At 63.0% G+C, this 24,955-nt stretch carries 21 protein-coding genes; 8 read left to right on the plus strand and 13 right to left on the minus strand.

Going from position 1 to position 24,955, the window contains the following annotated elements:
• Window positions 1–150: 150 nt before the first annotated feature.
• Window positions 151–864, minus strand: a complete 714-nt coding sequence (locus AC0L2B_RS20865; protein ID WP_473746658.1) for a DNA-3-methyladenine glycosylase I — start codon at window positions 862–864, stop codon at window positions 151–153.
• An 89-nt stretch (window positions 865–953) separates the two neighbouring features.
• Here AC0L2B_RS20865 and AC0L2B_RS20870 point away from each other — a divergent pair, with 89 nt between their 5' ends.
• The gene (locus AC0L2B_RS20870) at window positions 954–1,517 is read left to right on the plus strand and encodes a DUF1003 domain-containing protein (RefSeq protein ID WP_473746659.1); all 564 of its coding nucleotides are present in this window, start codon (window positions 954–956) and stop codon (window positions 1,515–1,517) included.
• The gene (locus tag AC0L2B_RS20875) at window positions 1,514–2,101 is read left to right on the plus strand and encodes a DedA family protein (protein WP_473746660.1); all 588 of its coding nucleotides are present in this window, start codon (window positions 1,514–1,516) and stop codon (window positions 2,099–2,101) included. Before AC0L2B_RS20870 ends, AC0L2B_RS20875 begins: the two co-directional genes overlap by 4 nt.
• A gap of 3 nt (window positions 2,102–2,104) precedes the next feature.
• Here the strand turns inward: AC0L2B_RS20875 and AC0L2B_RS20880 are convergent, their stop codons facing one another.
• The 3 genes from AC0L2B_RS20880 to AC0L2B_RS20890 form a co-directional block, all read right to left on the minus strand.
• Window positions 2,105–2,683, minus strand: a complete 579-nt coding sequence (locus AC0L2B_RS20880) for a hemerythrin domain-containing protein (RefSeq protein WP_473746661.1) — start codon at window positions 2,681–2,683, stop codon at window positions 2,105–2,107.
• Window positions 2,684–2,781: 98 nt separating this feature from the next.
• Window positions 2,782–3,141, minus strand: a complete 360-nt coding sequence (locus AC0L2B_RS20885) for a diacylglycerol kinase (RefSeq protein ID WP_091593617.1) — start codon at window positions 3,139–3,141, stop codon at window positions 2,782–2,784.
• Between the two features lie 93 nt (window positions 3,142–3,234).
• On the minus strand, window positions 3,235–3,654 hold the full coding sequence (locus AC0L2B_RS20890) for a GFA family protein (RefSeq protein ID WP_473746662.1): 420 nt from the start codon (window positions 3,652–3,654) through the stop codon (window positions 3,235–3,237).
• A 235-nt stretch (window positions 3,655–3,889) separates the two neighbouring features.
• On the opposite strand from AC0L2B_RS20890, the gene AC0L2B_RS20895 reads away from it, so the two are divergent.
• Complete coding sequence (locus AC0L2B_RS20895) at window positions 3,890–4,264, plus strand: MbcA/ParS/Xre antitoxin family protein (protein ID WP_091593990.1); 375 nt, start codon at window positions 3,890–3,892, stop codon at window positions 4,262–4,264.
• On the plus strand, window positions 4,224–5,030 hold the full coding sequence (locus AC0L2B_RS20900) for an RES family NAD+ phosphorylase (protein WP_473746663.1): 807 nt from the start codon (window positions 4,224–4,226) through the stop codon (window positions 5,028–5,030). The genes AC0L2B_RS20895 and AC0L2B_RS20900 overlap by 41 nt, the downstream gene beginning before the upstream one ends.
• A 244-nt stretch (window positions 5,031–5,274) precedes the next feature.
• Here AC0L2B_RS20900 and AC0L2B_RS20905 read toward each other — a convergent pair whose 3' ends face one another.
• The 3 genes from AC0L2B_RS20905 to AC0L2B_RS20915 all read right to left on the minus strand — a co-directional run bounded on the left by AC0L2B_RS20905 (window position 5,275) and on the right by AC0L2B_RS20915 (window position 10,822).
• The gene (locus AC0L2B_RS20905) at window positions 5,275–6,648 is read right to left on the minus strand and encodes a class II 3-deoxy-7-phosphoheptulonate synthase (protein WP_473746664.1); all 1,374 of its coding nucleotides are present in this window, start codon (window positions 6,646–6,648) and stop codon (window positions 5,275–5,277) included.
• 375 nt (window positions 6,649–7,023) lie between these two features.
• Entirely contained in the window at window positions 7,024–10,521 is a 3,498-nt protein-coding gene (mfd, locus tag AC0L2B_RS20910) for a transcription-repair coupling factor (protein WP_473490288.1), read from the minus strand.
• Window positions 10,522–10,534: 13 nt separating this feature from the next.
• Complete coding sequence (locus tag AC0L2B_RS20915) at window positions 10,535–10,822, minus strand: FAD assembly factor SdhE (RefSeq protein WP_128169001.1); 288 nt, start codon at window positions 10,820–10,822, stop codon at window positions 10,535–10,537.
• A gap of 310 nt (window positions 10,823–11,132) precedes the next feature.
• Between AC0L2B_RS20915 and recG the strand changes: the two genes are divergently transcribed.
• Entirely contained in the window at window positions 11,133–13,244 is a 2,112-nt protein-coding gene (recG, locus tag AC0L2B_RS20920) for an ATP-dependent DNA helicase RecG (RefSeq protein WP_473746665.1), read from the plus strand.
• Here the strand turns inward: recG and AC0L2B_RS20925 are convergent.
• From AC0L2B_RS20925 to AC0L2B_RS20950, 6 genes are all read right to left on the minus strand, one after another.
• Window positions 13,196–13,954: a DUF502 domain-containing protein gene (locus AC0L2B_RS20925; protein ID WP_473508552.1), complete on the minus strand. Its 759-nt coding sequence runs from the start codon at window positions 13,952–13,954 to the stop codon at window positions 13,196–13,198. The two genes, recG and AC0L2B_RS20925, sit on opposite strands and share 49 nt — an antisense overlap.
• Window positions 13,955–14,034: 80 nt before the next feature.
• A complete protein-coding gene (locus AC0L2B_RS20930) occupies window positions 14,035–14,334 on the minus strand; it encodes a HigA family addiction module antitoxin (protein WP_077383967.1) in 300 nt (99 codons plus the stop codon).
• A 37-nt stretch (window positions 14,335–14,371) separates the two neighbouring features.
• Window positions 14,372–14,653 carry a type II toxin-antitoxin system RelE/ParE family toxin gene (locus tag AC0L2B_RS20935; protein ID WP_091593986.1) on the minus strand — a complete coding sequence of 94 codons (282 nt, stop codon included), beginning with the start codon at window positions 14,651–14,653 and terminating at the stop codon, window positions 14,372–14,374.
• 118 nt (window positions 14,654–14,771) lie between these two features.
• A complete protein-coding gene (gene glmS / locus AC0L2B_RS20940) occupies window positions 14,772–16,595 on the minus strand; it encodes a glutamine--fructose-6-phosphate transaminase (isomerizing) (protein ID WP_027155143.1) in 1,824 nt (607 codons plus the stop codon).
• 157 nt (window positions 16,596–16,752) lie between these two features.
• Window positions 16,753–18,114, minus strand: a complete 1,362-nt coding sequence (gene glmU, locus AC0L2B_RS20945) for a bifunctional UDP-N-acetylglucosamine diphosphorylase/glucosamine-1-phosphate N-acetyltransferase GlmU (RefSeq protein ID WP_473746666.1) — start codon at window positions 18,112–18,114, stop codon at window positions 16,753–16,755.
• Window positions 18,115–18,345: 231 nt separating this feature from the next.
• Complete coding sequence (locus AC0L2B_RS20950) at window positions 18,346–19,092, minus strand: cytochrome c biogenesis CcdA family protein (protein ID WP_473746667.1); 747 nt, start codon at window positions 19,090–19,092, stop codon at window positions 18,346–18,348.
• Between the two features lie 415 nt (window positions 19,093–19,507).
• Here AC0L2B_RS20950 and topA point away from each other — a divergent pair, with 415 nt between their 5' ends.
• Genes topA through AC0L2B_RS20965 form a run of 3 tightly spaced genes read left to right on the plus strand, consistent with a single transcriptional unit; the run spans window position 19,508 to window position 24,897 of the window.
• Window positions 19,508–22,132, plus strand: coding sequence for a type I DNA topoisomerase (topA, locus tag AC0L2B_RS20955; protein WP_473746668.1), 2,625 nt, complete (start codon window positions 19,508–19,510; stop codon window positions 22,130–22,132).
• A 6-nt stretch (window positions 22,133–22,138) separates the two neighbouring features.
• A complete protein-coding gene (gene rnr, locus AC0L2B_RS20960) occupies window positions 22,139–24,445 on the plus strand; it encodes a ribonuclease R (protein WP_473746669.1) in 2,307 nt (768 codons plus the stop codon).
• Window positions 24,445–24,897 carry a DUF983 domain-containing protein gene (locus AC0L2B_RS20965; protein WP_473746670.1) on the plus strand — a complete coding sequence of 151 codons (453 nt, stop codon included), beginning with the start codon at window positions 24,445–24,447 and terminating at the stop codon, window positions 24,895–24,897. The genes rnr and AC0L2B_RS20965 overlap by 1 nt, the downstream gene beginning before the upstream one ends.
• Window positions 24,898–24,955: the final 58 nt, after the last annotated feature.

Here is a 24,955-nt window from a genome sequence, read left to right on the forward strand (position 1 = left end):
GGCCGGGCAATGGCGTTTGCTTGGACCACCCCGGACCGAATGACCTATGTCATTCGTGTCCAGACCGAATGACCTACGTCATTCGTGTCAGACCGTATGACACATGTCATTCGTGTCAGACCGATCGGACCGCCGGATACCGATCGCGTCCTATTCGCCCATATATTCGCGCAATGCCTGCGGCGAATGGTTTTCGCCGATCGACATCGCCAGGATGCGCGAAATATGCCGGCGCGGCAGCCCGGTGTCCGCCGCCCAGGCATTGATCTGGTTCTGGATCTTGTCGAGATCCCGCTTCGAGGTCGGGTGTTCGGCGATGTCCAGGCCGGCGTCGCGCAGTGCGGCGGCCATGTCGCCTGAGACGATGAAGGCGTCCCACTCCAGCCACCTCAAGAAATACTGGCCGGTATTGCCGCCGAGCCGGCTGCCATGCTTGCCGAGATATTTTATCAGTCCAACCTGGTCGTCTTCTGGCCAGTCGGCGAGGAACCTGCCAAAGCCGCCGTGCTCCTTCGACACACGCTCGACGAAAGCCGCGTTGTCGCGAACCGCCTTGATCTTCTGCGGATTGCGCACGATGCGCTCGTCGGCCGTCAGTTCGTGCCAGAAATCGTCAGGCTGGAACAACAGCCGCTTCGGCTCGAAGCCGAGGAACGCTTGTTCGAAACCCAGCCATTTCTGCTCGATGACGCGCCAGACGAAACCCGCCGCAAAAACACGCTCGGCCATCGTCGACAGGATGCGATCATCGGAAATGTCAGCCACCGCGGCATTGTCGGGCATCGGCCCCAGCAGCGATGCCAGCACCGCTTCCCCGCCCTTGCGTTTGGCCGCGCGGGCGCGGATTTTCTGAAAATCCATCATTGTTTCCTCACCCTGTCGCGTCAATCTACCACTTCCCGCGCGAACCGGCAGCCTCTAGGTCTATGCGGACGCTGACGACGGAGGCGACAATGAACAAGACGATCGAAGATCTGGCAAACCGCTGGCTGCGGCGAAGGCCGGATGGCCTAAGCCAGGTCGAGAGCCAGGTGCTGCAAAGCACGCTCGAACGCACCACGATCGCGAAGGACACCAACAAGGCCGTCGCTTTTCACCAGACGTTTGGCGACCGCCTCGCCGATACCATCGCCCGGATCGGCGGTTCGTGGTCCTTCATCCTGGTCTTCATCGCCTTCCTGATCCTGTGGACGTCAGGCAATGCCTGGCTTTTGTCGCGCGACGCCTTCGATCCCTATCCCTTCATCTTCCTCAACCTTATCCTGTCGATGGTCGCTGCGCTGCAGGCGCCGGTGATCATGATGGCGCAGAACCGCCAGGCCGAGCGCGACCGCATCGACGCCGCCCACGACTACGAGGTCAATCTCAAGGCCGAGATCGAGATCATGGCGCTGCATGAGAAGCTGGACGAAATGCGCCACAGCCAGATCGTTGGCATGCGCGACGAGATCGTGCAGCTGGCCGAACAGGTGAAGCGGATCGACCAGATACTGTCGAAGCAGCGGACGCCTTCATGACGGATGCCATCCACAACCTCATCGAGCAATATGGGCTGATTGCCGTCTTCCTGGGCTGTGTCGCCGAGGGCGAAAGTGCCGCCCTCCTCGGCGGGTTTTTCGCGCATCAGCATGTTTTCGTCCTGTGGCAGGCGTTCCTGGCGGCCGCCATCGGCGCCTTTGCCGGCGACAGCTGTTTCTTTATCCTCGGACGAAGCTTCGCCGACCATCCGTTCGTGGTCAAACTGAAGGGCCGGCCGGGTTTCAGCCACGCCTATCGTCTTGTCTCCACCCATCCCGACATTTTCGTGCTGACGAACCGCTTTATCTATGGCCTGCGCCTTGTCGGCGGCATCGCGGCCGGACTGTCCGGCATGGCCGTGACGCGCTTTGTCATTCTCAACGCCATTTCGTCGATGGTCTGGGCCGGATTGTTCACCACCATCGGCTATGTGTTCGGGCTGGGCGCGGAGCGCATCGTCGGCCAGGCGCTGGTCCGTCACGAGCGATTGCTGATCGCCCTGGCGATTGGGTTGGGCGTGGCCGTCTTTGCCTGGTTCATCGCTCATACCATTGCCAAGAAGGAGCGTAGCAAGGAGACGTGATGATCAGTCGATGCCGAGCGCCCGGTCGCCGCGATCAAGGATCAGCGGGATGATCAGGTCTTCCTCGTCGGCAAGGTGCCGGGTCAGCATGGCGATCAGCCGGCTGTTCTCGTCGGCATAGGCATCGGCGGCAAAGCGCTGCTTGTCCTCGCTCTCGCTTAGCGTGCGGATGAAAGCGTTTGCCGCCTCGGAATTGCGCTCCAGCCCTTCATGGATCGTATGATGATCGGCATCGAGAATCTCGAAGCCGCGCTTCAGCCGGGTCTCGGCCTTGGCGAAGACCGGAAAATAATGGATATCCTCGACATTATGGTGGCCGTCGAGGTGCCCAAGAAAATGGTTGAGCCGCGGCGCGAACCAGCGCGCGAACTCCGCCGTCAGCCGGCCCTCGCGATAGTCGTCAGTGCCGTTGGTCAGCATGCCGCGGAGCTCGCGGAACATGTCGTGCCGCTGCAGCCACATAGTGGCGATGCCATGGATATTGGCGTGGCCCTGCCAGACCTCGCGCGGGTATTTTTCAGCAAGCCAGCGCAAATCGTCCGGCAGGCCTGCGCGTTCGAGCAGCAGGGAATCGGCGGTCATGTCGGTCTCCTCAGACCATGATCCCGGAAAGTGGATACCGGTTTTCGGAACAGATCATGGGATCAGGTTGTGGTGACCGGCATGTAGGGGTTTGATGGCTAGATCGGTAGCCCCATGATTCGCTCGATGATGGCGATGCCCCAGACGCCGGCAACGATCACCACCGAAATCAGCACCGCCAGCGAACCGCAGTCCTTGGCGAGCTGGATATCGACGTTGAACTCCCGGCTGAACGCATCGCATGCGGCCTCGATGCCGGTGTTCAGCACTTCGACCATGATCAGCAGCAGCACCGCGCCGATCAGCAGCGCATAGCCGCGCCACGACACCGAAACAAACCAGCCGAGCGGCAGCGCCAGCACGAGCAGCATCAGCTCCTGCTGGAAGGCTTTTTCGCTGGAAGCCAATTTGCGAAATGCCCGCACTGAATTGTAGAAAGCATCGATCAGCCGCTGCATGCCAAACCTTTCCGAATCACCGGCAGGGGATAGCGCAATGGCCGGATCAAGGGAATAAGGCGATCGCTGCAAAATCATTTGCCGGCGAGCTTGTCACTCATCGGCGACCTTGATCGACGACGTCGACTTTTCGAACTGCGGCAGCCCATCGTCGACCATGTAGTAGTCGCCCTTGTCGCCGACGAATATGTGGCATTGGCCCTGAAGTCCGGTGGGCTTGTCGAACAGTCCGGCGAGAACCGAAACATATTCATCATCCTGCGGCTTCCAGAACAGCAACGAGCCGCATGTCTTGCAGAAACCGCGCCTGGCAAACGAAGATGCTTCGTACCAGGTGATGCTTTCCGGGCCCATAATCGTGATGTCTGCGTTGGCAACATTGGTTGCAGCGTAGAAATGCCCGCTCTGCTTCCGGCATTGCGAGCAGTGGCAGTAGATGACGCCGCGCAAGGCCCCTCGCGTCTTGAACCGCACAGCCCCGCACAGGCAAGAGCCGCTATGTGTGTTGTCCATCTCGGGCCTCCCGACGCAGCCGTGATCCTCGGCGTCCCTTGCCAGGATTCCAGTTTTGCAGCGGCCGTGCTCAAGCGAATGCGACATTCGACGGGCGTGTTCCGGACAGCACGGTTTGGACAAAGCGGCAGGCCGCGCCAACAGCCTCTCGACGGTCCGCCAATTGTTAAAGCAATATCTTTCCATATGAATTTTTGTGCGCTATATTTTCATCAGAAAGGAGACACTGCCGACAATGCAACCCAATCTCGCCGCCAACACGGCCGAAAATGCAGTGCTGACCAAGGCGACGCTGCGCGCCGCCGACCTGCTGGACATTACCGCCAGGATGCTGGCCTCCATCATCGGGGTTTCGGAAGCCACGGTTTCGCGCATGCGCAGGCAGGAATTCCTGCTGGAGCGTGGAACCAAGCCGTTCGAGCTTGCCGTGCTGTTCGTCCGCCTGTTCCGCTCGCTCGACGCCATTGTCGGCGGCGACGAGACCGTCGCCCGGGCATGGCTGAAGAATGCCAACACGGCCTTCGATGGCACCCCGCTCGAAAAAATCGTGACGATATCAGGGCTTGTCGATGTCATCGCCTATCTGGACTCCCGACGCGCTCTCGTCTGAAGCCGCCAAACGAGGTGGCGAGCATGGGCTCGATGGCAAGGATGGGCTCGACGGCAAATACTGGCGCATGGTCGAGGCGCAGCACCGCGTCTCGACATTGAAAGTCGTTGACACGCTCGACGAGCAGGCCGTCCTCGAAGACCTGATCGAGGAAACCAAGCCGCAAATCCCCTTGGAATGCCGGCATCTGCATTATCTCCTGGCAACGCCCTTCCGCTACGGCTCGATCTATCCGAACGGTTCGCGCTTCCGCCGCGCCGGCAGGACCAAGGGCGTCTACTATGCGGCGGAAACCATTATGACCGCCGTCTCTGAGATGGCTTTTTACCGCCTGCTGTTCTTCGCCGAATCGCCGGCTACGCCGTGGCCAGGCGACGCCGCCGAATACACCGCCTTCGCCGCAGCGATACGCAGCACAAAGGTGATCGACCTGACGCGGCCGCCGCTCGACCGCGACGCAGCGGCGTGGACGCACCCGACCGACTATGCGGCCTGCCAAAATATTGCCGATGTCGCGCGCGAAGCCGGGCTGGAGGCGATCCGCTATCGCTCCGTGCGCGACCCGAAAGGCGCTAATGTGGCGCTGCTGGCATGCAGCGGCTTTGCCAAGCCGAAACCGCTGGAACCCCACACCTGGCGCATCAGGCTGGGCGCCTTCGGCGTGCAGGCGATCTGCGAGTTCCCGCAAAACCGGATCGAGTTTTCCAGGACGGCGTTTGCCGCCGATCCCCGGCTCAACGGACTGCGCTGGGAGCGCGGCCGCTGACCGGCGAGTGGGTAGCGCAGCAGCGTCACGCCCTCGGTAAGGCTTTCCTACCGAGCGGCTTCAAGGTCAGAAGTACGGCTTGCCGCCAGCGCCTCCGTTTATGTCCTCGCACGAAAATGCACAACTGATTGCATTGCCCAAGGCGGGTAGCCCGAAGATACCCGACGGTGATGAGCCGTCCAGTGGTCCGGGTTCCACAGGGGCTGGGGCTTTCTCCGGCGCCTCTTAATCGATGGCGACTGAATCAGCCGTTGACGGCCTGCTTGTGCTGGATCGGGTGGCTTTTCTTGAGCAGGTCCGAGACCAGGAACGCCAGTTCGATCGCCTGGTCGGCGTTGAGGCGCGGGTCGCAATGGGTGTGGTAGCGGTCCTGCAATTCCTCGGCGGTGATGGCGCGGGCGCCACCGGTGCATTCGGTGACGTTCTTGCCGGTCATCTCGATATGGATGCCGCCCGGATGCGTGCCTTCGGCGCGATGCACCTCGAAGAAGCTCTGCACTTCCTTCAGGATGCGGTCGAATGGCCGTGTCTTGTAGCCGGCGGCCTCGATCGTGTTGCCATGCATCGGGTCCGACGACCACACCACGCTGCGGCCTTCCTTCTGCACCGCGCGCACCAGCTTCGGCAGATGCTCGGCGACCTTGTCGGAGCCGAAGCGCGCGATCAGCGTCAGCCGGCCGGGCTCGTTTTCCGGGTTGAGCAGGTCGATGAGCTGCAGCAACCCGTCCGGCGTCAGCGACGGGCCGCATTTCAGGCCCAGCGGGTTCTTGATGCCACGGCAGTATTCGACATGGGCATGGTCGGGCTGGCGGGTGCGATCGCCGATCCAGATCATGTGGCCGGAGGTTGCATACCAGTCGCCCGAGGTCGAATCGACGCGGGTCAGCGCCTCCTCGTAGCCGAGCAGCAGCGCCTCGTGGCTGGTGTAGAAGTCGGTCTCGCGCAGCGCGTAATTGGTCTCCGAGGTGATGCCGACAGCCTTCATGAAGTCCATCGTCTCGGTGATGCGGTTGGCGAGCGACTCGTATTTCTCGCCCTGCGGGCTGTCGGACACGAAGCCCAGCATCCATTGATGCACGTTCTCCAGGCTGGCGTAGCCGCCCTGCGCAAAAGCGCGCAACAGGTTGAGCGTCGCCGCCGACTGGCGGTAGGCCATCTCCTGGCGTGCGGGATCGGGAATGCGTGACTTGGCGTCGAACTCGATGCCGTTGATGATGTCGCCGCGATAGCTGGGCAGGGTCACGCCGCCCTTGGTCTCGGCGTCCGACGAGCGCGGCTTGGCGAACTGGCCGGCAACACGGCCGACCTTCACCACCGGCTGCGCGCCGGCGAAGGTCAGCACCACGGACATCTGCAGGAAGACGCGGAAGAAGTCGCGGATGTTGTCCGCGCCATGTTCGGCAAAACTCTCGGCGCAATCGCCGCCCTGCAGAAGGAATGCGTCACCGGCAGCGACGGTCGCAAGCTGCTTCTTCAGCTTGCGTGCCTCACCTGCAAAAACCAGCGGTGGAAAGGTGGCGAGTTGGGCTTCCGTGTTCCTCAGCGCGGCAAGATCCGGATAGGCAGGAACCTGCTGGATCGGCTTTGCTCTCCACGAATTCGGCGACCATTTCGTCATCGTTGCACCCAAAATTCTTTCCAGCGGGTGCTGTCGCCCGCCATTTCGCCCCAATATGGGGATCGCGGCTCCATACACGAAGCCGATTTCCTATTCTAGACCGGAATTGGACATGTGGCGAATGGCACGGCAAAGTGAAAGACAGAGCAAATTGCTTCAGGTCTGCGCTGCCCCTCATCGCCCTGCCGGGCACTTCTCCCCGTATAGCGACGGGGAGAAGGACGGCCATCGCAAAGGATTTCGCCAATCTCCAGCGTTGCGGAAAGGCTGCCGAGATTGCGGGCCAGCCTCCTTCTCCCCGTCACTACACGGGGAGAAGGTGCCGGCAGGCGGATGAGGGGCAGCGCCTACATCGACAATTGGCCACTCCAGCAGCTAAGCCGCCTTCTCCACCAGCCTTGCCAGCTGCGTCATGACGACCGCTGAACCGGCCAGCCGCTTTTCAGGTGTCGGCCAGTCGCGGACGAAAACGACGCTGTGGTCCGGCCGGATCTTGGCCAGCGAACCCTGCTCGCCGATGAAGGTGACCAGCCCGACGGGGTTGGAGAACTCGCGCTTGCGGAAATGGATGACGACGCCCTTTGGTCCGGCATCGAGCTTTTCGACATTGGCCTTCCGGCACAGCGCCTTGATGAAGACGATCTTCAAGAGATGCTTCACTTCCTCCGGCAGCGGTCCGAAGCGGTCGATCAGCTCGGCGCCGAAAGCGTCGATCTCCTCGGTGTTTTCGAGATCGCCGAGGCGGCGGTAGAGCGCCAGCCGCAGCTGCAGGTCCGGAACGTAGCTTTCGGGGATCATCACCGCCGTGCCGACGGCGATCTGCGGCGACCAGCCGCCATCCTGCACCTCGCCGGAATCCTTGACCTCGGCGACGGCCTCTTCCAGCATCTGCTGGTAGAGCTCGAAGCCGACCTCCTTGATGTGGCCGGACTGCTCTTCGCCGAGAAGATTGCCGGCACCTCGGATGTCGAGATCGTGGCTGGCGAGCTGGAAACCGGCGCCGAGCGTGTCGAGCGACTGCAGCACCTTCAGCCGGCGCTCGGCGGTATCGGTCAGCTTGCGGTTGGCCGGCAGCGTGAACAGCGCATAGGCGCGCACCTTCGAGCGGCCGACGCGGCCGCGCAGCTGGTAGAGCTGCGACAGGCCGAACATGTCGGCGCGATGCACGATCAGCGTGTTGGCGGTCGGGATATCGAGGCCGGATTCGACGATGGTGGTCGACAACAGCACATCGTACTGGCCGTCGTAGAAGGCGTTCATGATGTCGTCGAGCTCGCCGGGCGGCATCTGGCCGTGAGCGACAGCCACCTTTAGCTCGGGCACGGATTCACGAAGGAAATCATGAATTTCCGCCAGATCGCTGATGCGTGGCACGACATAGAAGGAATGACCGCCGCGGTAGCGTTCCCGCAGCAGGGTCTCGCGAATGACCAGCGGATCGAAAGGCGAGATGAAGGTGCGCACCGCCAGGCGGTCGACCGGCGGCGTGGCGATCAGCGACAGTTCGCGCACCCCGGTCAATGCCAGTTGCAGCGTGCGCGGGATTGGCGTTGCCGACAGCGTCAGCACATGCACGTCGCTCTTCAGGTCCTTCAGCCGTTCCTTGTGCTTGACGCCAAAATGCTGTTCCTCGTCGATGATCAACAGGCCGAGATTCTTGAACGAGATCGACGAGCCGAGCAGCGCGTGAGTGCCGATGACGATGTCGACGGTGCCGTCGGCGATGCCTTTCTTGGCCTCTGCCAGTTCCTTGGCGCCGACCAGCCGCGAGGCCTGGGCGACGCGGATCGGCAGGCCGGAGAAGCGCTGCGAGAAGGTCTTGAAATGCTGGCGCGACAGCAGCGTCGTCGGCACCACCACCGCGACCTGAAAGCCTTCCATCGCCGCAATGAAGGCGGCGCGAAGTGCCACCTCGGTCTTGCCGAAGCCGACATCGCCGCAGATCAGCCGATCCATCGGCTTGCCGGCGCCCAGGTCGCCCATGACCGAATCGATCGCCGTCTGCTGGTCGTCGGTCTCCTCATAGGGAAACCGCGCGGCGAATTCGTCATAGAGACCGTCTGCCGGCACCAGCGAAGGCGCAGCGCGCATCTGCCGCTCGGCGGCGATGCGGATCAACTGTCCGGCCATGTCAAGCAGGCGTTTCTTCAGCCGCGCTTTTCTGGACTGCCAGGCGCCGCCGCCAAGCTTGTCCAATGTCGCCTCAGTCGAATCCGAGCCATAGCGCGACAAAAGCTCGATGTTCTCCACCGGCAGGAACAGCCGGTCGTCGCCGGCGTAATGGATTTCGAGGCAATCATGCGGCGCGCCGACCGCCTCGATGGTGCGCAGCCCGATGAAGCGGCCAATACCGTGGTCGCTATGGACGACGATGTCGCCGGAGGACAAAGCCGAGGCCTCGGCGATGAAATCGGAAGGGCGCTTCTTGCGCTTCGAGCGACGGATGAGCCGGTCGCCCAGAATGTCCTGCTCGGCGACGACGACCAGTTTCTCGGTCTCGAAGCCGGATTCGAGCGGCAGCACGGCAAGTCCCGCCTGTCCCGGTTCGAGCTTTTCCGCCTCGGCCAGCGTGGCCACCGGCTCGAGATTGCCGAGATGATGCTCGGCCAGGATCTGGCCGAGCCGGTCGAGCGAACCTTCGGTCCAGCCGGCGACGACGACGCGGCGGCGGGCGGCGCGCTCGTCGCCAATGTGTTTTACAACGACGTCGAAGACGTTGACGTTGGGGTCGGCGCGTTCCTCGACGAAGCTGCGGCCGTGCCGCGACCCGGCATGGTAGATTTTCCTGGCGCCGGCGTCGGGCGCGTCGAACGGCGTGAAGTCGATCGCCTCGCGCGGGCCAAGCGAGGCGATGAGGTTTTCCGGCGACAGATAAAGCAGGTCGGGCGGCACCGGCTTGTAGGGGACGGCGTCCTTCAGCGCGCCGTCGGCCTGCTTCCTGCGCGCCTCGTAATGGTCGAGGATCAGCGCATGGCGCTCGGCCAGTGCCTCATGCGCCAGATGGTCGAACACGACAGGCGTGTCCGGCAGATAGTCGAACACCGTCTCCAGCCGCTCGTAGAAGAACGGCAGCCAGTGCTCCATGCCGGCAAATCGCCGTCCCTCGCTGACCGCCGCATAGAGCCCATCGTCACGCGAGGGCGCGCCAAAAGCGTCGATGTAGGAGCGGCGGAAGCGGCTGATGGTCTCCGGCGTCAGCGCCACTTCGCTCATCGCCTGCAGCGCCATCGACTTGCGCTGGCCGGTGGTGCGCTGCGTGGCGGCGTCGAAGACGCGGATCGATTCCAGCGTGTCGCCGAAGAAATCGAGCCTGAGCGCTTCCGTCCAGCCCGGCGCGAACAGGTCAAGAATGCCGCCGCGCACGGCGAACTCGCCGACGCCGCGCACGGTCGGCACCCGCTCGAAGCCTGATATCTCCAGCCGCGACGCCAGTGCGTTCATGTCGATCTGGTTGCCGGGTTTGGCGTGAAATGTCTGCGCCTCGACAAGGCTTGCCGGCGGAATGCGCTGCAGCAGCGCGTTGGCAGTGGTCAGGATGACGGCGCGGTGCGGATTTTTTGCCAACGCGATCATCGCGGTGAGCGCGTCCAGTCGCCGCGCGGCTGCATCCGGGCCGGGCGAAACGCGGTCATAGGGCAGACAATCCCAGGCCGGCAGTTCGAGCACCGGCAGGCCAGGCGCGGCGAAGGAAAGCGCCTCGACGATCGAAGGCAGGCGCTGGCCGTCGCGTGCCACGAACAGCACCGGCTTGTCGGGCGCGATCTCGTGCGCGGCCTGCACCAGCGCGAAGGCTTCGTAACCGTCGGCGACTCCGTCGACGATGAACTGGCCGGCGCGGCCTTTCGGCAGGCCAATTGTGGGAATCAGGCTCATGGAATCACGTATTTCAGAATGTCATCGCCTGGCGCGACGCCAGGATTTTTTGCAGGACGGCACAGTCGATGTCAGCCGGAATCGGCCGCTCGCCGGTGATCACGGGCAGGAATTCGGTATCGGCAATTTCGAGGAGCCTCTCATATTGGTCGAGTTCGTCGCCGGTCAAGGCGCCGATCTCGGCGTCGGCGAAACTGCCGAGAATAAGGTCCATTTCGCGCATGCCGCGATGCCAGGATCGAAACAGAAGCTTGCGGCGGCGGGCGTCGAGCCCCTCGCTTGATCGTCTCGTTCCGGTCATCGTCCAGCATCCTTGCCTGAAGCGGCGCATATAGCGTGGATAGAGCGCGGTGTCAGCCTTGCAACGGTCCGGTGGGTGTCTAACATCCCGGTGTGACATACACTCCTGACAACATCGGCCCAAGCACCCCCCTCTGGCCTGCCGGCCATCTCCCCCTCAAGGGGGGAGATTTGCCGTCGCGACTGATTTCGCCAATCTCCACCGCTGCAGGATGGGCAATGAGGCCAGAGCTGCCGATCTCCCCCCTTGAGGGGGAGATGGCCGGCAGGCCAGAGGGGGGTGAGCGCCGACATCGCGTGGTCTCTCACCCATGAGACCTTCCCTCCTCGATCCGCTGTTTGTCCCGATCATCTCGCTTGCCGGCGTCGGGCCGAAGGTCGGCGCACTGATCGAGAAAATCGTGCCGGCCGATCTTGGTGATCGCCGCCCCGCACGTGCCGGCGATCTTCTGTTCGTGCTGCCGCATTCGGTGATCGACCGCCGCAACCGGCCGGGCATCGCCGGTTCGGCTGAGGGCGCGATCGTCACCCTGGAAGTGCGCATCGATCGCCACCAGCCGCCGCCGCGCGGCAACAGATCGGTGCCGTACCGGGTTTACGCCCATGACGACACCGGCGAGATCGCGCTGACCTTCTTCCATGCGCACGCCGCCTATCTCGAAAAAGCAATGCCCGAGGGCGAGCATGTCGTGGTCTCCGGCCGCATGGAATGGTTCAACGGCCGCCCGACCATGGTTCATCCCGACCACATCGCGCTGGCCAGCGAAGCGGAAAACCTGCCGCTGGTCGAGCCGGTCTATCCGCTCACCGCCGGGCTCTCGGGAAAAGTGCTGCGCCGGGCAATCGGCCAGGCGCTCGCTCGCTTGCCGGTGCTGCCGGAATGGCAGGAGGATGAGTTTCTGCGCCGCCGCAGCTTTCCCGCCTTCGGCGACGCGCTCGCCCGCATCCACAATCCCGCCGACCCGATCGACGTGTCCGTCGACGGCGCGGCCTGGCGGCGTCTCGCCTATGACGAGTTTCTGGCAGGCCAGGTGTCGCTGGCGCTGGTGCGCGCAAAAGTCCGCCGCCTGTCCGGCCGGCCGCTGGTCGGGGACGGCCGCTTCGTCGAAAAGCTGCGCGCCGCCCTTCCCTATTCGCTGACCAATTCGCAGGAAATGGCGCTTGCCGAAATCAATGCCGATCTCGGTGACCCCGAACGCATGCTGCGCCTGCTGCAGGGTGATGTCGGCTCAGGCAAGACGGTTGTCGCGCTGCTCGCCATGGCGCGCGCTGTCGAGGCCGGCGGCCAGGCGGCATTGATGGCGCCGACCGAAATCTTGGCGCGCCAGCATCTTGCGACGATTGCGCCGTTGGCCGAACAAGCCGGCCTGCGCATCGCCATCCTCACCGGGCGCGAAAAGGGCCGCGAGCGCACCGAGACGCTGACCGGCCTGGCCAGTGGCGAGATCGACATCGTCGTCGGCACCCACGCGCTGTTCCAGCAAACGGTGACGTTCCACGACCTGGTCCTTGCCGTGATCGACGAGCAGCACCGGTTTGGCGTCCACCAGCGGCTCGCCATCACCGCCAAGGGCGACGCGCCCGACATGCTGGTAATGACGGCGACGCCGATCCCGCGCACGCTGGTGCTGACCGCCTTCGGCGACATGGATGTGTCGAAGCTGACGGAAAAGCCGGCTGGTCGCCAGCCGATCCGCACCGTCACCCTGCCGCTCGAGCGGCTCGACGAACTGGTCGGCCGCATGCGCGACGCCGTCGCCGACGGCCAGAAGATCTATTGGATCTGTCCGCTGGTCGAAGAATCCGAAGAGATCAAGCTGATGTCGGCGGAGGACCGTTTTGCCTCCTTGAAGCCGCTATTCGGCGACCGGATCGGCCTGGTGCACGGCCGCATGAAGGGCGCCGAAAAAGACGAGGCGATGCGCGCCTTCAAGGCCGGCGAGACACGCATCCTGATCGCCACCACGGTCATCGAGGTCGGCGTCGATGTGCCGGATGCGACGATCATGGTCATCGAGCATGCCGAGCGCTTCGGCCTCGCTCAGTTGCACCAGTTGCGCGGCCGGGTCGGTCGCGGCGAAAAACCGTCGTCCTGCGTGCTGCTCTACAAGGACCCGCTCGGCGAGACGGCAACGCGCCGGCTGTCAGTGATGCGCGAGACCGAGGACGGGTTTCGCATCGCCGAGGAAGATCTGAAACTGCGTGGCGAAGGCGAGTTGCTCGGCACCCGCCAGTCCGGCACACCTGGCTTCCAGGTGGCGCGCATCGAGGCGCATGCCGACCTGCTCGAAGCCGCCCGCGACGACGCGCGGCTGATCCTGTCGCGCGATCCGGAACTGCAATCCGAACGCGGCGCCGCCCTTCGCATGCTGCTTTATTTGTTCGGCCGCGACGAGGCGGTGCGGCTCTTGCGCGCCGGCTGAGGCCCGGCGTCGACCGGCGGATTGCCGACCTGAACGCCGATCGGCTTGCCGTTCAACGTCACCATGTTCGTCTTGACCGCCGGCGCCACCAGCCCTGCCGAAACGATCAGCTTGGCGCCGTCCTCGATCGTCATGTCGAGCAGCACGATATCGGATTTCGGCACATACATCAGGAAGCCGGTGGTAGGGTTGGGCGTGCACGGCATGAACACCGCGATCAGCGGATCACCCTCCTGGTCGAGCTTCTGGTTGATCTCGGTTTCCTTCTCGCTGGCAACGAAGACCAGCGACCAGACGCCCTTGCGCGGGTATTCGACCAGCCCGACCTGGCGAAACATGTCGCCCTTGTTCGACAGCACGGTCTCGAAGATCTGCTTCAGCGACCCATAGATGCCGCGCACCAGCGGCATGCGGCCGAGCAGCCGCTCACCGAACAGGACGATAGCCCGGCCAACGATATTGGCGGTCAGGAACCCGATCAGGGTGATCAGGATCAAGGCGACGATCAGCCCGAATCCCGGAACCGGCGCCGGCAGATAGCTATCGGGGTTGTAACGCGCCGGAATATAGGGTTTCACCCAGGAATCGACCCAGCCGATGAACGACCAGGCGATGTAGGCGGTGATCGCCAGCGGCGCGCAGACGACAAAGCCTGTCAGAAAGTAATTCCGCAGCCGGGTCATGCCTGAGGTCTTGGAAGCATCGGACATGGTTCACCGCAGCGCTGATTGCGGCGCGACATTAATGAACCGCATCCGGCTTTGGAACTGCGAATTTTTTAAATGATCAACTATGCCGCGACTTCCAGCGGCTCGATCTTCTCGAGCTCAGGCGCGAGTTTCCGTGCCTCGGTTTCGAGCTCATAGGCCTGCTGAAAATTCATCCAGAATTCCGGCGTGGTGTTGAAGAACCTGGCGAGGCGAAGCGCGGTATCGGGAGTCAAGCCGATCTCTTCCTTGGCAATGCGTTCGATACGAGTGCGCGGAAGATTAAGCTTCTTCGCCAGCGCGCCAGCGCTCATGCCAAGCGGGAGGAGATATTCCTCGCGCAGGAATTCTCCGGGGTGAATTGGACGTGCGAACTTGAGCATGATTCAGGGACCTCGAAGGATTAGGGCAAGTGCCCACTCAATGGTAGTCGACGATCTCCACATCCTCGGCGCCAGCATCAGTCCATCTGAAGCAGATGCGCCATTGGTCGTTGATACGGATAGAATGCTGCCCAGCTCTACTCCCTTTCAGGGCTTCAAGGTGGTTTCCGGGTGGCGATCTAAGGTCATTCAATTGGGCGGCATTGGCGATAGCACGAAGACGACGTTCGCCACGGGCAACCAGATCGGGTGGAAAACCCTTCGGCGCCTTCCCCTCGGCAACCGCCTCCACCGCCTTGCCTTTGAACGAAACGATCAATTTCTGCCCCTCGTCACGTATCATACATTGATACACGAGGGCGTGCAAGAAATATGTATCAATAACTGATACTAACCGTCACCGGACCTATCGGCAGCTGGTCGAAACTTGCCAGCCCTTACTCCACCGTCACCGATTTCGCCAGGTTGCGCGGCTGGTCGACGTCGGTGCCCATGAACACCGCGGTGAAATAGGCCAGCATCTGGATTGGCAGCGCGTAGATGATCGGCGAGATGATTTCCGGCACGTCCGGCAGCACGATCGTCTCCATCGTCTTCACCGTGGCGTGCGCGGCACCCTTGCTGTCGGTGATCAGGATGATCTTGCCGCCGCGCGCCGCCACTTCCTGCATGTTCGACACCGTTTTTTCAAAAATCCGGTCATGCGGGGCAATGACGATCACCGGCATGTTCTCGTCGATCAGCGCGATCGGCCCGTGCTTCAGCTCGCCGGCAGCATAGCCCTCGGCATGGATATAGGAGATTTCCTTGAGCTTCAGCGCGCCTTCCATGGCCAGCGGGAAATTGGTATCGCGGCCAAGATAGAGCACGTTCTTGTAGTGCGAGAGGTCGCGCGCGACCTTTTCGATCTGGCCGTCGAGTTTCAGGACCTGGTTGGCATAGCGCGGCGCTTCCGACAGTTGGCGGACCAGCGTCGTTTCCTGTTCTTGCGAAATCGTACCGCGCGCCACGCCGGCCCGCACGGCAAGCGAGGCCAGCACCGACAATTGACAGGTGAAGGCCTTGGTCGAGGCGACGCCGATCTCCGGCCCGGCCAGCGTCGGCAGGATAACGTCGGATTCACGCGCCATCGTCGATTCGCGGACATTGACGACTGCGCCGATCTTCATGCCCGCTTTGCGGCAATAGCGCAGCGAGGCCAGCGTGTCGGCGGTCTCGCCCGATTGCGAGATGAAGAAGGCGGCGTCTGTCTTCGACAGCGGCATTTCACGGTAACGGAACTCCGAAGCGACATCGATGTCGACCGGCAGCCGCGCATAGCGCTCGAACCAATATTTGCTGATCAGGCCGGCCAGATAGGCAGTGCCGCAGGCCGAAATCGCCAGCCGGTCGATTTTGGCGAAATCGAACGGCAGGTCGAGCGGCTTCGAGACGCCGCCAACGAAATCCACATAATGCGCCAGCGTGTGCGAGATCACCTCGGGCTGTTCATGGATTTCCTTCTCCATGAAATGGCGCCGGTTGCCCTTGTCGACCATGAAGCTGGTGCTAAGCGACTGCTGGCGCTTGCGGTCAACCTTGTTGCCGTCCATGTCGAAGATGGCAACGTCGTTACGGCGCACCACCGCCCAGTCGCCATCCTCCAGATAGGTGATCGAATTGGTGAAGGGGGCAAGCGCGATAGCGTCGGAGCCCAAAAACATCTCGCCATCGCCATGGCCGACGGCCAGCGGTGGACCGTTGCGCGCGCCAACGATGAGATCCTCGTCTCCCCTGAACATGATGGCCAGCGCAAAGGCGCCTTCCAGCCGCTTCAGCGCCTGGTGCGCGGCCTCGACCGGCTGCAGGCCCCTGGCCAGTTCGCGCCCCACCAGATGTGCGACGACCTCGGTATCGGTCTGCGATGAAAATGTGTAGCCGTCGCGCATCAGCTCGTCGCGCAATTCGGCGAAATTCTCGATGATGCCGTTGTGGACGATGGCGACGCCGTCGGAAAAATGCGGATGCGCATTGGTCTCGTTGGGCACGCCGTGCGTCGCCCAGCGCGTATGGCCGATGCCGATCATGCCGTCAAGCGGTTCGTCCTTCAGCCGGCGCTCGAGATTGATCAGCTTGCCCTCGGCGCGGCGACGCGCAAGCTGGCCGTGCTCGACGGTGGCGACGCCGGCCGAATCATAACCGCGATATTCGAGCCTTTTCAGCGCATCGACGATCAGTGGCGCGACCGGCGAGTGACTGACAATTCCGACGATACCGCACATAGACGTTGCCCTCGATTCCGGCTGAAAACCCGGCGCCATTTAGGGTTGGCCGGGCTGCCGCAAAAATCACATTGCGCTTCGTTCCGTATCAGCCGGAACGGTTCTGCACAAATGCACCATGACAGGGCGCTCTTGCAATCCGATTACAGCAGCCAGGCTAGCCTTTTTTCCGGGCCGCCGCAGCCGCAGCAAAACGCTCGCGCAATTCCTTGCCTTTGCCAGGCAGCGTCCTCTGGCGGGCGCGGCCGAAGGCGAGCGCATCGTCGGGCACGCTTTCGGTGATCACGCTGCCCGAAGCGACGTAGCCGCCCTTGCCGATTGTGACAGGCGCCACCAGCGACGAATTCGAGCCGACGAAGGCGCCTTCGCCGATGTTGGTGAAGAATTTCGAGTAGCCGTCATAATTGCAGGTGATGGTTCCAGCGCCAATATTGGCGCCGGCGCCGACGCGGGCATCGCCGATATAGGTCAGGTGATTGACCTTGGCGCCCTCCTCGACCGTCGCCTGCTTGACCTCGCAGAAATTGCCGACCTTGGCTTTTTGCTTGAGATCGGAACCCGGCCGCAGCCGTGCAAACGGACCAACAGCGCAGTTCGAAGCGATCGTGGCACCTTCAATATGGCTGAAGGCATGGATCCTGGCGCCGGTGGCGATTGTCACGCCCGGCCCGAACCAGACATTGGGCTCGACGATCGTATCGGCGCCGATCTCGGTATCGTATGAAAAGAAGACGGTTTCGGGTGCGATCAGCGAAACCCCGGAGAGCATGGCTTCGCGCCGCCGGCGCGCCTGCCAGATGCCTTCGGCCGCAGCGAGTTCGGCGCGGTTGTTGATGCCGAGCACATTTTCAAAGCCAGCTTCTGCGGCGATGACATTAAGGCCTTGCCCGCCGGCGATCTCGACGATGTCGGTGAGATAATATTCGCCCTTGGCGTTGTCGTTGCCGACCTGGTCGAGCAGCTGCAGCGCGTGCTTGCCTGCAACCGCCATCAGCCCGCCATTGCAGAAGGTGATTTTCTTCTCCTCGTCGGTGCAGTCCTTTTCCTCGCGGATGGCGATGAGCTTGCCGCCTTTTTCGATCAGCCGGCCATAGCCGGACGGATTTGACGTGCGGAAGCCGACCACAACGACGGCAGCGCCTCCGGCCAGTTTCAGACGCGCAGCACTCAGCACCTCCGGGTCGATCAGCGGCGTGTCGCCGAACATCACGAGGATGTCGTCGTAACCCTTTGAGATCGCGTCGCGAGCCGCCAAAACGGCATGCGCCGTGCCGAGCCGCTTGCCCTGGACGAAGGTCTCCGCCTTCGGCGCGAACTTTTGCGTGGCCTTGCGCATCTCGTCGGCGCCATGGCCGATCACCAGCGCCAGATCGCCGCTGCCTGCGGCTTCCGCAGCCTTGACGACATGGGCGACCATCGGCAGGCCAGCGATCGGGTGCAGCACTTTTGGCACGGCGCTTTTCATGCGCGTGCCTTCGCCGGCGGCGAGGATGACGGACAGGCAGGTTCTCTGGCTCATGGAATGCGACCATATAAAGAGGGTTGGGAATCAAGGCATGTCTAGCCCGGAAACTCACTAGCATTGGCGCCATGCTGCACCAATGCGGTTAAATTCCGGTGAGACGGTTGTGCTGCTGTCAGCCAATGCCGGCGCTGCCGGCAGGCAGATGAGGGGCAGCGCAAACCTGAGCGATCGTCGCGCTGACAATGTCAGTTGCGATAGCTGTGAGCCGCACGACTTGATCCAATTTCACCCCAACTGCCCCAGCACCGGGAAATTCTCCAGCAGCCAGTAGGATGCAGCCTGCACACCGCCGGTCAGAAAAAACACGCCGGCGACGACCAGCAGCGCGCCCATTGCCCTTTCGACGCGGCCGAGATGGACGCGGAATTTTGCGAGAAAGCGCATGAAGGCGCCGGAAAACAGCGCCGCGACCAGGAACGGTATGCCGAGGCCGAGCGAATAGGCGGCAAGCAGAGCCGCGCCCTCGCCCACCGTCTCGCGGCCGCCGGCCAGCGTCAGGATCGGACCCAGCACCGGTCCGATGCAGGGTGTCCAGCCGAAGGCGAAGGCCAGTCCCATGACATAAGCGGCAACGATACTGGCCGGCTTGCCCTGTGACTGGAAGCGCGCCTCACGCGACAGCAGCGGGATGCGCAATATGCCGAGAAAATTCAGCCCCATCAGGATGATGAGCACGCCAGCCGCCATCGCCAGCGGCTCCTGCCAGACGCGCAGCAGCCGGCCGATGGTCGAGGCGCCGGCGCCCAGCGCCACGAAGACGGTCGAGAAGCCGAGAACGAAGGCGATCGAGGCAAAAAGCAGCGCGCCGCGTGCGTCGGCCCTGGCGGTGACGCCGGCATTGCCGCGGAAATCGTCGACCGACACGCCGGCCATATAGCAGAGATAGGGCGGCACCAGCGGCAGCACGCAAGGCGACAGGAACGAGATCGCCCCCGCCCCGACCGCGCTGACATAGCCGATATCCAACGCCATTCCCGAACTCCTGATGGTTTGCGCTGCCATATAGCCGCGACCGCGCCGATCCGCCAATCACCATCGCGTGGCAAGTCGCACGGCCGCTTGCCACGCCTGTCTCGCCCGTCAACGTCGCATCATGCCTGCCGTCTCTTCAAACCAGGGCTGGCGCGTGATCGATGTTTCTCTTATATCGGCGGAAGTATTTGTCCCGTTCTCCCGGATTCATTGCCGGTTTGTCCAACGATCAGGGCAGCCGCTCTCCCTATCCAGGATTGCGGATATCACATGACGCACCCCTCAATGCAGGACTGCATTTTGGGCGCTTGCCCTTGACCGGATGCAAAAGCACGGCCATGTGAGCGACACTTATACGAGATTTCGTCGCGCGCAGCGGAATTCTTCTGCCGCACCACAGCTGATATGAGACCTCATGGACGTCGTCGTCGTCGAATCGCCGGCCAAAGCGAAGACAATCAACAAGTACCTCGGAAAGAACTACAAGGTCCTGGCCTCGTTCGGCCACGTCCGCGATCTGCCGGCCAAGGATGGCTCGGTGCGTCCGGACGAGGATTTTGCCATGTCCTGGGCTGTCGACACCGCCTCGAGCAAACGTCTTGCCGACATCGCCAAGGCGGTCAAGGACGCCGACGGCCTGATCCTCGCCACCGATCCGGACCGCGAGGGCGAAGCCATTTCCTGGCATGTCCTTGAAGTGCTGAAGCAGAAGCGCGCGCTGAAGGACAAGCCGGTCAGCCGCGTCGTCTTCAACGCCATCACCAAATCGTCGGTGCTGGAAGCGATGGCCAATCCGCGCCAGATCGATGCGCCGCTGGTCGACGCCTATCTCGCCCGCCGCGCGCTCGACTATCTCGTCGGCTTCACGCTGTCGCCCGTGCTGTGGCGCAAGCTGCCGGGCGCCCGCTCCGCCGGCCGCGTCCAGTCGGTGGCGCTGCGCCTCGTCTGCGACCGCGAATTGGAAATCGAGCGCTTCATCCGCGAGGAATACTGGCAGATCGCCGCCATTCTCGGCACGCCGCGCAAGGATAATTTCGAGGCGCGGCTGACTGCCTTCGATCGCAAGAAACTGCAAAAGCTCGACATTTCGAACAAGGCGCAGGCCGACGACATCAAGGCGATGCTGGATGGCGCGACCTTCAAGGCGCTGTCGGTCGAAGCCAAGCCGACCAGGCGCAATCCAGGCCCGCCCTTCACCACCTCGACGCTGCAGCAGGCCGCCTCCTCGCGCCTCGGTTTTTCGGCAAGCCGCACCATGCAGGTGGCGCAGCGGCTCTATGAAGGCATGGACATCGGCGGCGAAACCACCGGCCTGATCACCTACATGCGAACCGACGGCGTGCAGATGGCGCCCGAGGCGATATCAGCCGCGCGCGATGCGATCGCAAAAGAGTTCGGCCCAAAATACCTGCCCGAAAAGCCGCGCAACTACACCACCAAGGCCAAGAACGCCCAGGAAGCGCACGAAGCGATCCGCCCGACCGATTTCATGCGCACGCCGGCTTCGGTCAGGCAATATCTCGATGCCGACCAGGCGCGGCTTTACGAGATTGTGTGGAAACGCGCCATCGCCAGCCAGATGCAGCCAGCCGAGATCGAGCGCACCACGGTCGAGATCGAGGCGGTCAACGGCGCCCGCAGCGCGGAGCTTCGCGCCGTCGGTTCGGTCGTTCGCTTCGATGGCTTCATTGCCGCCTACACCGACCAGAAGGACGAGGATGCGGAAGACGAGGAAGACCGCCGTCTGCCCGAGATCCGTGCCGGCGAACAACTCGAGCGCGAGGCGATCAACGTCACCCAGCACACCACAGAACCGCCGCCGCGCTATTCGGAAGCCTCGCTGATCAAGAAGCTGGAAGAGCTCGGCATCGGCCGGCCGTCGACCTACACGGCGATCCTGAAGACGCTGGAGGACCGCGACTACGTCAGCATGGACAAGCGCAAGCTGTTGCCGCAGGCCAAGGGCCGGTTGTTGTCGGCCTTCCTCGAAAGCTTCTTCGAGCGCTATGTCGAATATGATTTTACCGCCTCGCTCGAGGAAAAACTCGACGAGATTTCCGACGGCAAGCTCGCCTGGAAGGATGTGCTGCGCGATTTCTGGAAGGATTTTTCAGGCGCCGTCGCCGACATCAAGGAATTGCGCGTCACCGACGTGCTCGACGCCCTCAACGAGGAACTGGCGCCGCTGGTGTTTCCGGCGCGAGAAGACGGTTCGAACCCGCGGATCTGCCCGAAATGCGGTACCGGCAACCTGTCGCTGAAGCTCGGCAAATTCGGCGCCTTTGTCGGCTGCTCGAACTATCCCGAATGCTCCTTCACCCGCCAGCTCGGCGACGCCGCCAACCCCAATGCCGAAAACGGCAACGGCGAGGACGGCACCAAGGTGCTGGGCAAGGACCCCTACACGGCGGAGGAAATCACGCTGCGCAGTGGTCGTTTCGGGCCCTATGTCCAGCGCGGCGACGGCAAGGAAGCCAAGCGCTCCAGCCTGCCCAAGGGCTGGACCGCCGATTCGATCGACCACGAAAAAGCCCTCGCCCTGCTGTCGCTGCCGCGCGACGTCGGCAAGCATCCGGAATCCGGCAAGATGATCTCGGCCGGGCTGGGGCGCTACGGCCCGTTCGTGCTGCATGACGGCACCTACGCCAATCTCGACAATATCGAGGACGTGTTCTCGATCGGTCTCAACCGCGCCGTGTCGGTGATCGCCGAGAAGCAATTGAAGGGCCCCGGCGGTCGCAATGGCGGCACGCCCGCCGCCTTGAAGGAACTTGGCGAGCATCCGGCGGGCGGCGGCAAGATCGTCGTGCGTGATGGCAAATACGGGCCCTATGTCAATTTCGGCAAGGTCAATGCGACGCTGCCGAAGGGCAAGGACCCGCAGTCGGTGACGATCGAGGACGCGGTGGCGCTCATTGCCGAGAAGGAAGCCAAGGGCGGCAATGGCGGCAGAAAACCCTTCCGCAAAGCGGCCGCACCTGCCAAAAAGCCTGCGGCCAAAAAACCGGCCGCCAAGAAAGTGGCCAACAAAAAGGGATAGTGCATCGTGGCGCGCAGGGAATCCGGAAGAAGTCATGGCGATCTGCGCACCGCCGACACCAGGGCCAAGGTCAAGGATGATTACCGGCCGTCCCGCGACGAGATCCTGCGCTACATCGCCGAAAATCCGGATCGCTCAGGCAAACGCGACATCGCCAAGGCGTTTGCGCTGCGCGGCGAAGACCGTATCTGGCTGAAGGATGTCTTGCGCGACTTGCAGGATGAGGGCCTGCTGACCAAGGAGCGCAAGCGGCTCGCCCGCGTCGGCGCCCTCGCCCATGTCGCCGTGCTCGACATCTTTGGCCGCGATGCCGACGGCGTGCTTTTGGCGCACCCAACCGAAGCGGTGGGCAACGGCGAGCCTCCTGTCGTAGCGATACGCGTGTCGCGCGGCGGCGGCGGCCCGACACCGGGCATTGGCGACCGCGTGCTGGCCAAGACCTTTCCAACCGATGATGCGACCGGCCCTGCCTATACCGGGCGGGTGATGAAGATCTTCGAGAAGCGCACCGATGCTGTTCTCGGCGTTTTTCGCGTGCTGCAGGACGGTACCTTCCGCATCGAGCCTGTCGAAAGGCGCCAGCCGGAGCTGGTCGTCGACAAGGAATTCCAGAACGGCGCCAAGAACGGCGATCTGGTCGAGGTCGAGCCGGCGCGGGCCTCCCGCTACGGGCTGCCCAGGGCCAAGGTGCTGGCGGTGCTGGGTTCGCTGACCAGCGAAAAGGCGGTCTCGATGATCGCCATCCACGCGCACGACATTCCGCATATTTTCCCGGCAGACGTCATCGCCGAGGCGGAGGCGGTCAAACCGGCGACGCTGGCCGGCCGCGAAGACTGGCGCGACCTGCCGCTGGTCACCATCGATCCGGCCGACGCAAAGGACCATGACGACGCCGTGTTCGCGACAGCAGATCCGGACGAGAAGAACCCCGGCGGCGTGGTCGTTTCCGTGGCGATTGCCGATGTCGCCGCTTACGTGCGCTTTGGCACCGCGCTCGACCGCGAGGCGCTGAAGCGCGGCAATTCGGTCTATTTCCCGGATCGCGTCGTGCCGATGCTGCCGGAGCGCATCTCCAACGACCTTTGTTCGCTGCGCGAAGGCCAGGACCGCCCGGCGCTGGCGGTCCGCATGACCTTTTCGGCCGATGGCCGCAAGCTCAGGCATTCGTTCCACCGCATCATGATGAAATCGGCGGCAAAACTCGCCTATCGCCAGGCGCAGGCCGCGATCGACGGCGCGCCGGACGACAAGACCGGCCCGATCCTCGACACCGTGATGAAGCCGCTGTGGGACGCCTATGTCGTGGTGAAGCGCGGTCGTGAGACGCGCCAGCCGCTCGAGCTCGAACTGCCGGAGCGGAAAATCCTGCTCAAGGAGGACGGCACCGTCGACCGCGTCGTCGTGCCGGAGCGGCTTGACGCGCACAAGCTGATCGAAGAATTCATGATCCAGGCCAATGTCGCGGCGGCCGAGACGCTTGAGGCGAAACGACAGGCGCTGGTCTACCGCATCCATGACGCACCTTCGCTCGCCAAGCAGGAATCGCTGCGTGAATTCCTGCAGACGCTTGGCCTTTCGCTGGCGCGCGGCGCCCAGATGCGGCCAAACCAGTTCAACGGCATCCTGGATCGCGTCCGCGGCGCCGACCATGAGGGGCTGGTCAACGAGGTGGTGCTGCGCACGCAGATGCAGGCCGAATACTCGCCAAGCAATATCGGCCATTTCGGCCTCAACCTGAAACGCTATGCGCACTTCACCTCGCCGATCCGCAGATATGCCGACCTGATCGTGCATCGCGGGCTGATTGCCGCGCTCGGCTTCGGTGCAGGCGGACTGACGCAGGATGAAGCGGAGCGGCTGGAAGAAGTTTCTGCGCTGATCTCAGCCACCGAGCGCCGCGCCATGGCCGCCGAGCGCGACACGGTCGACCGGCTGATCGCCGCTTATCTGGCAGAGCGTGTCGACGATCGTTTCGATGCACGCATTTCGGGCGTCACCAAATCGGGACTATTTGTCCAATTGCCGCAGTATGGCGCAGATGGTTTCATCCCGGTGTCAAGTCTGGGCGGCGATTACTATATATACGACGAAACTGCCCGATCGCTTTTCGGAGAACGCACCGGCAAGGGCTATCAGCTTGCCGACCGCGTCGAGGTTCGCCTGATCGAGGTGGCGCCTATGGCCGGCGCGATGCGTTTCGAGATGCTGACCGACCCAAAGCCGCTGCCCGGCTCCAAACGGTCGTTTCACAAGGCCAAGGGCCGCGCCCGCGCGTCGCAATCGCGTCCAGGCTCGCGCGGCAGGAGACGGTAATGCCAAGCGATCTGAAAAAGAACGAACAGGTTTTCGGCGGCCAACAGCACTCGGGCCGGATCGCCCGCCCGCTGTGGACGGCGATGAAGCGTGGCGCGCTTGGCCGCTGCCCGCATTGCGGCGAGGGAAAGCTGTTTCGTGCCTTCGTCAAGACCGTCGATAAATGCGATCATTGCAGCGAGGAGCTTCATCACCACCGCGCCGACGACCTGCCGGCCTATCTGGTGGTGGCCATCGTCGGCCACATCGTGCTCGGCGCCTTCATGGGTGTCGAAGCGACCTCCACTCTGTCCACCTGGCAGCACGTCGCCATCTGGGTGCCGCTGACCATCCTCATGGCGATCGTCTTGCTGCAGCCGGTCAAGGGCGCCGTCATCGGCCTGCAATGGGCGTTCTATATGCACGGCTTCGGCGGGGAAGAAGATCTGATCGAGTCGCATCCCGAGGCTTGAAACCGAGGCTAGCGCAAATCGGCATGGCTGGACGCCACTTTCGCATCGAAGCAGATTC

It is taken from the genome of Mesorhizobium sp. WSM4815, from assembly GCF_055811575.1.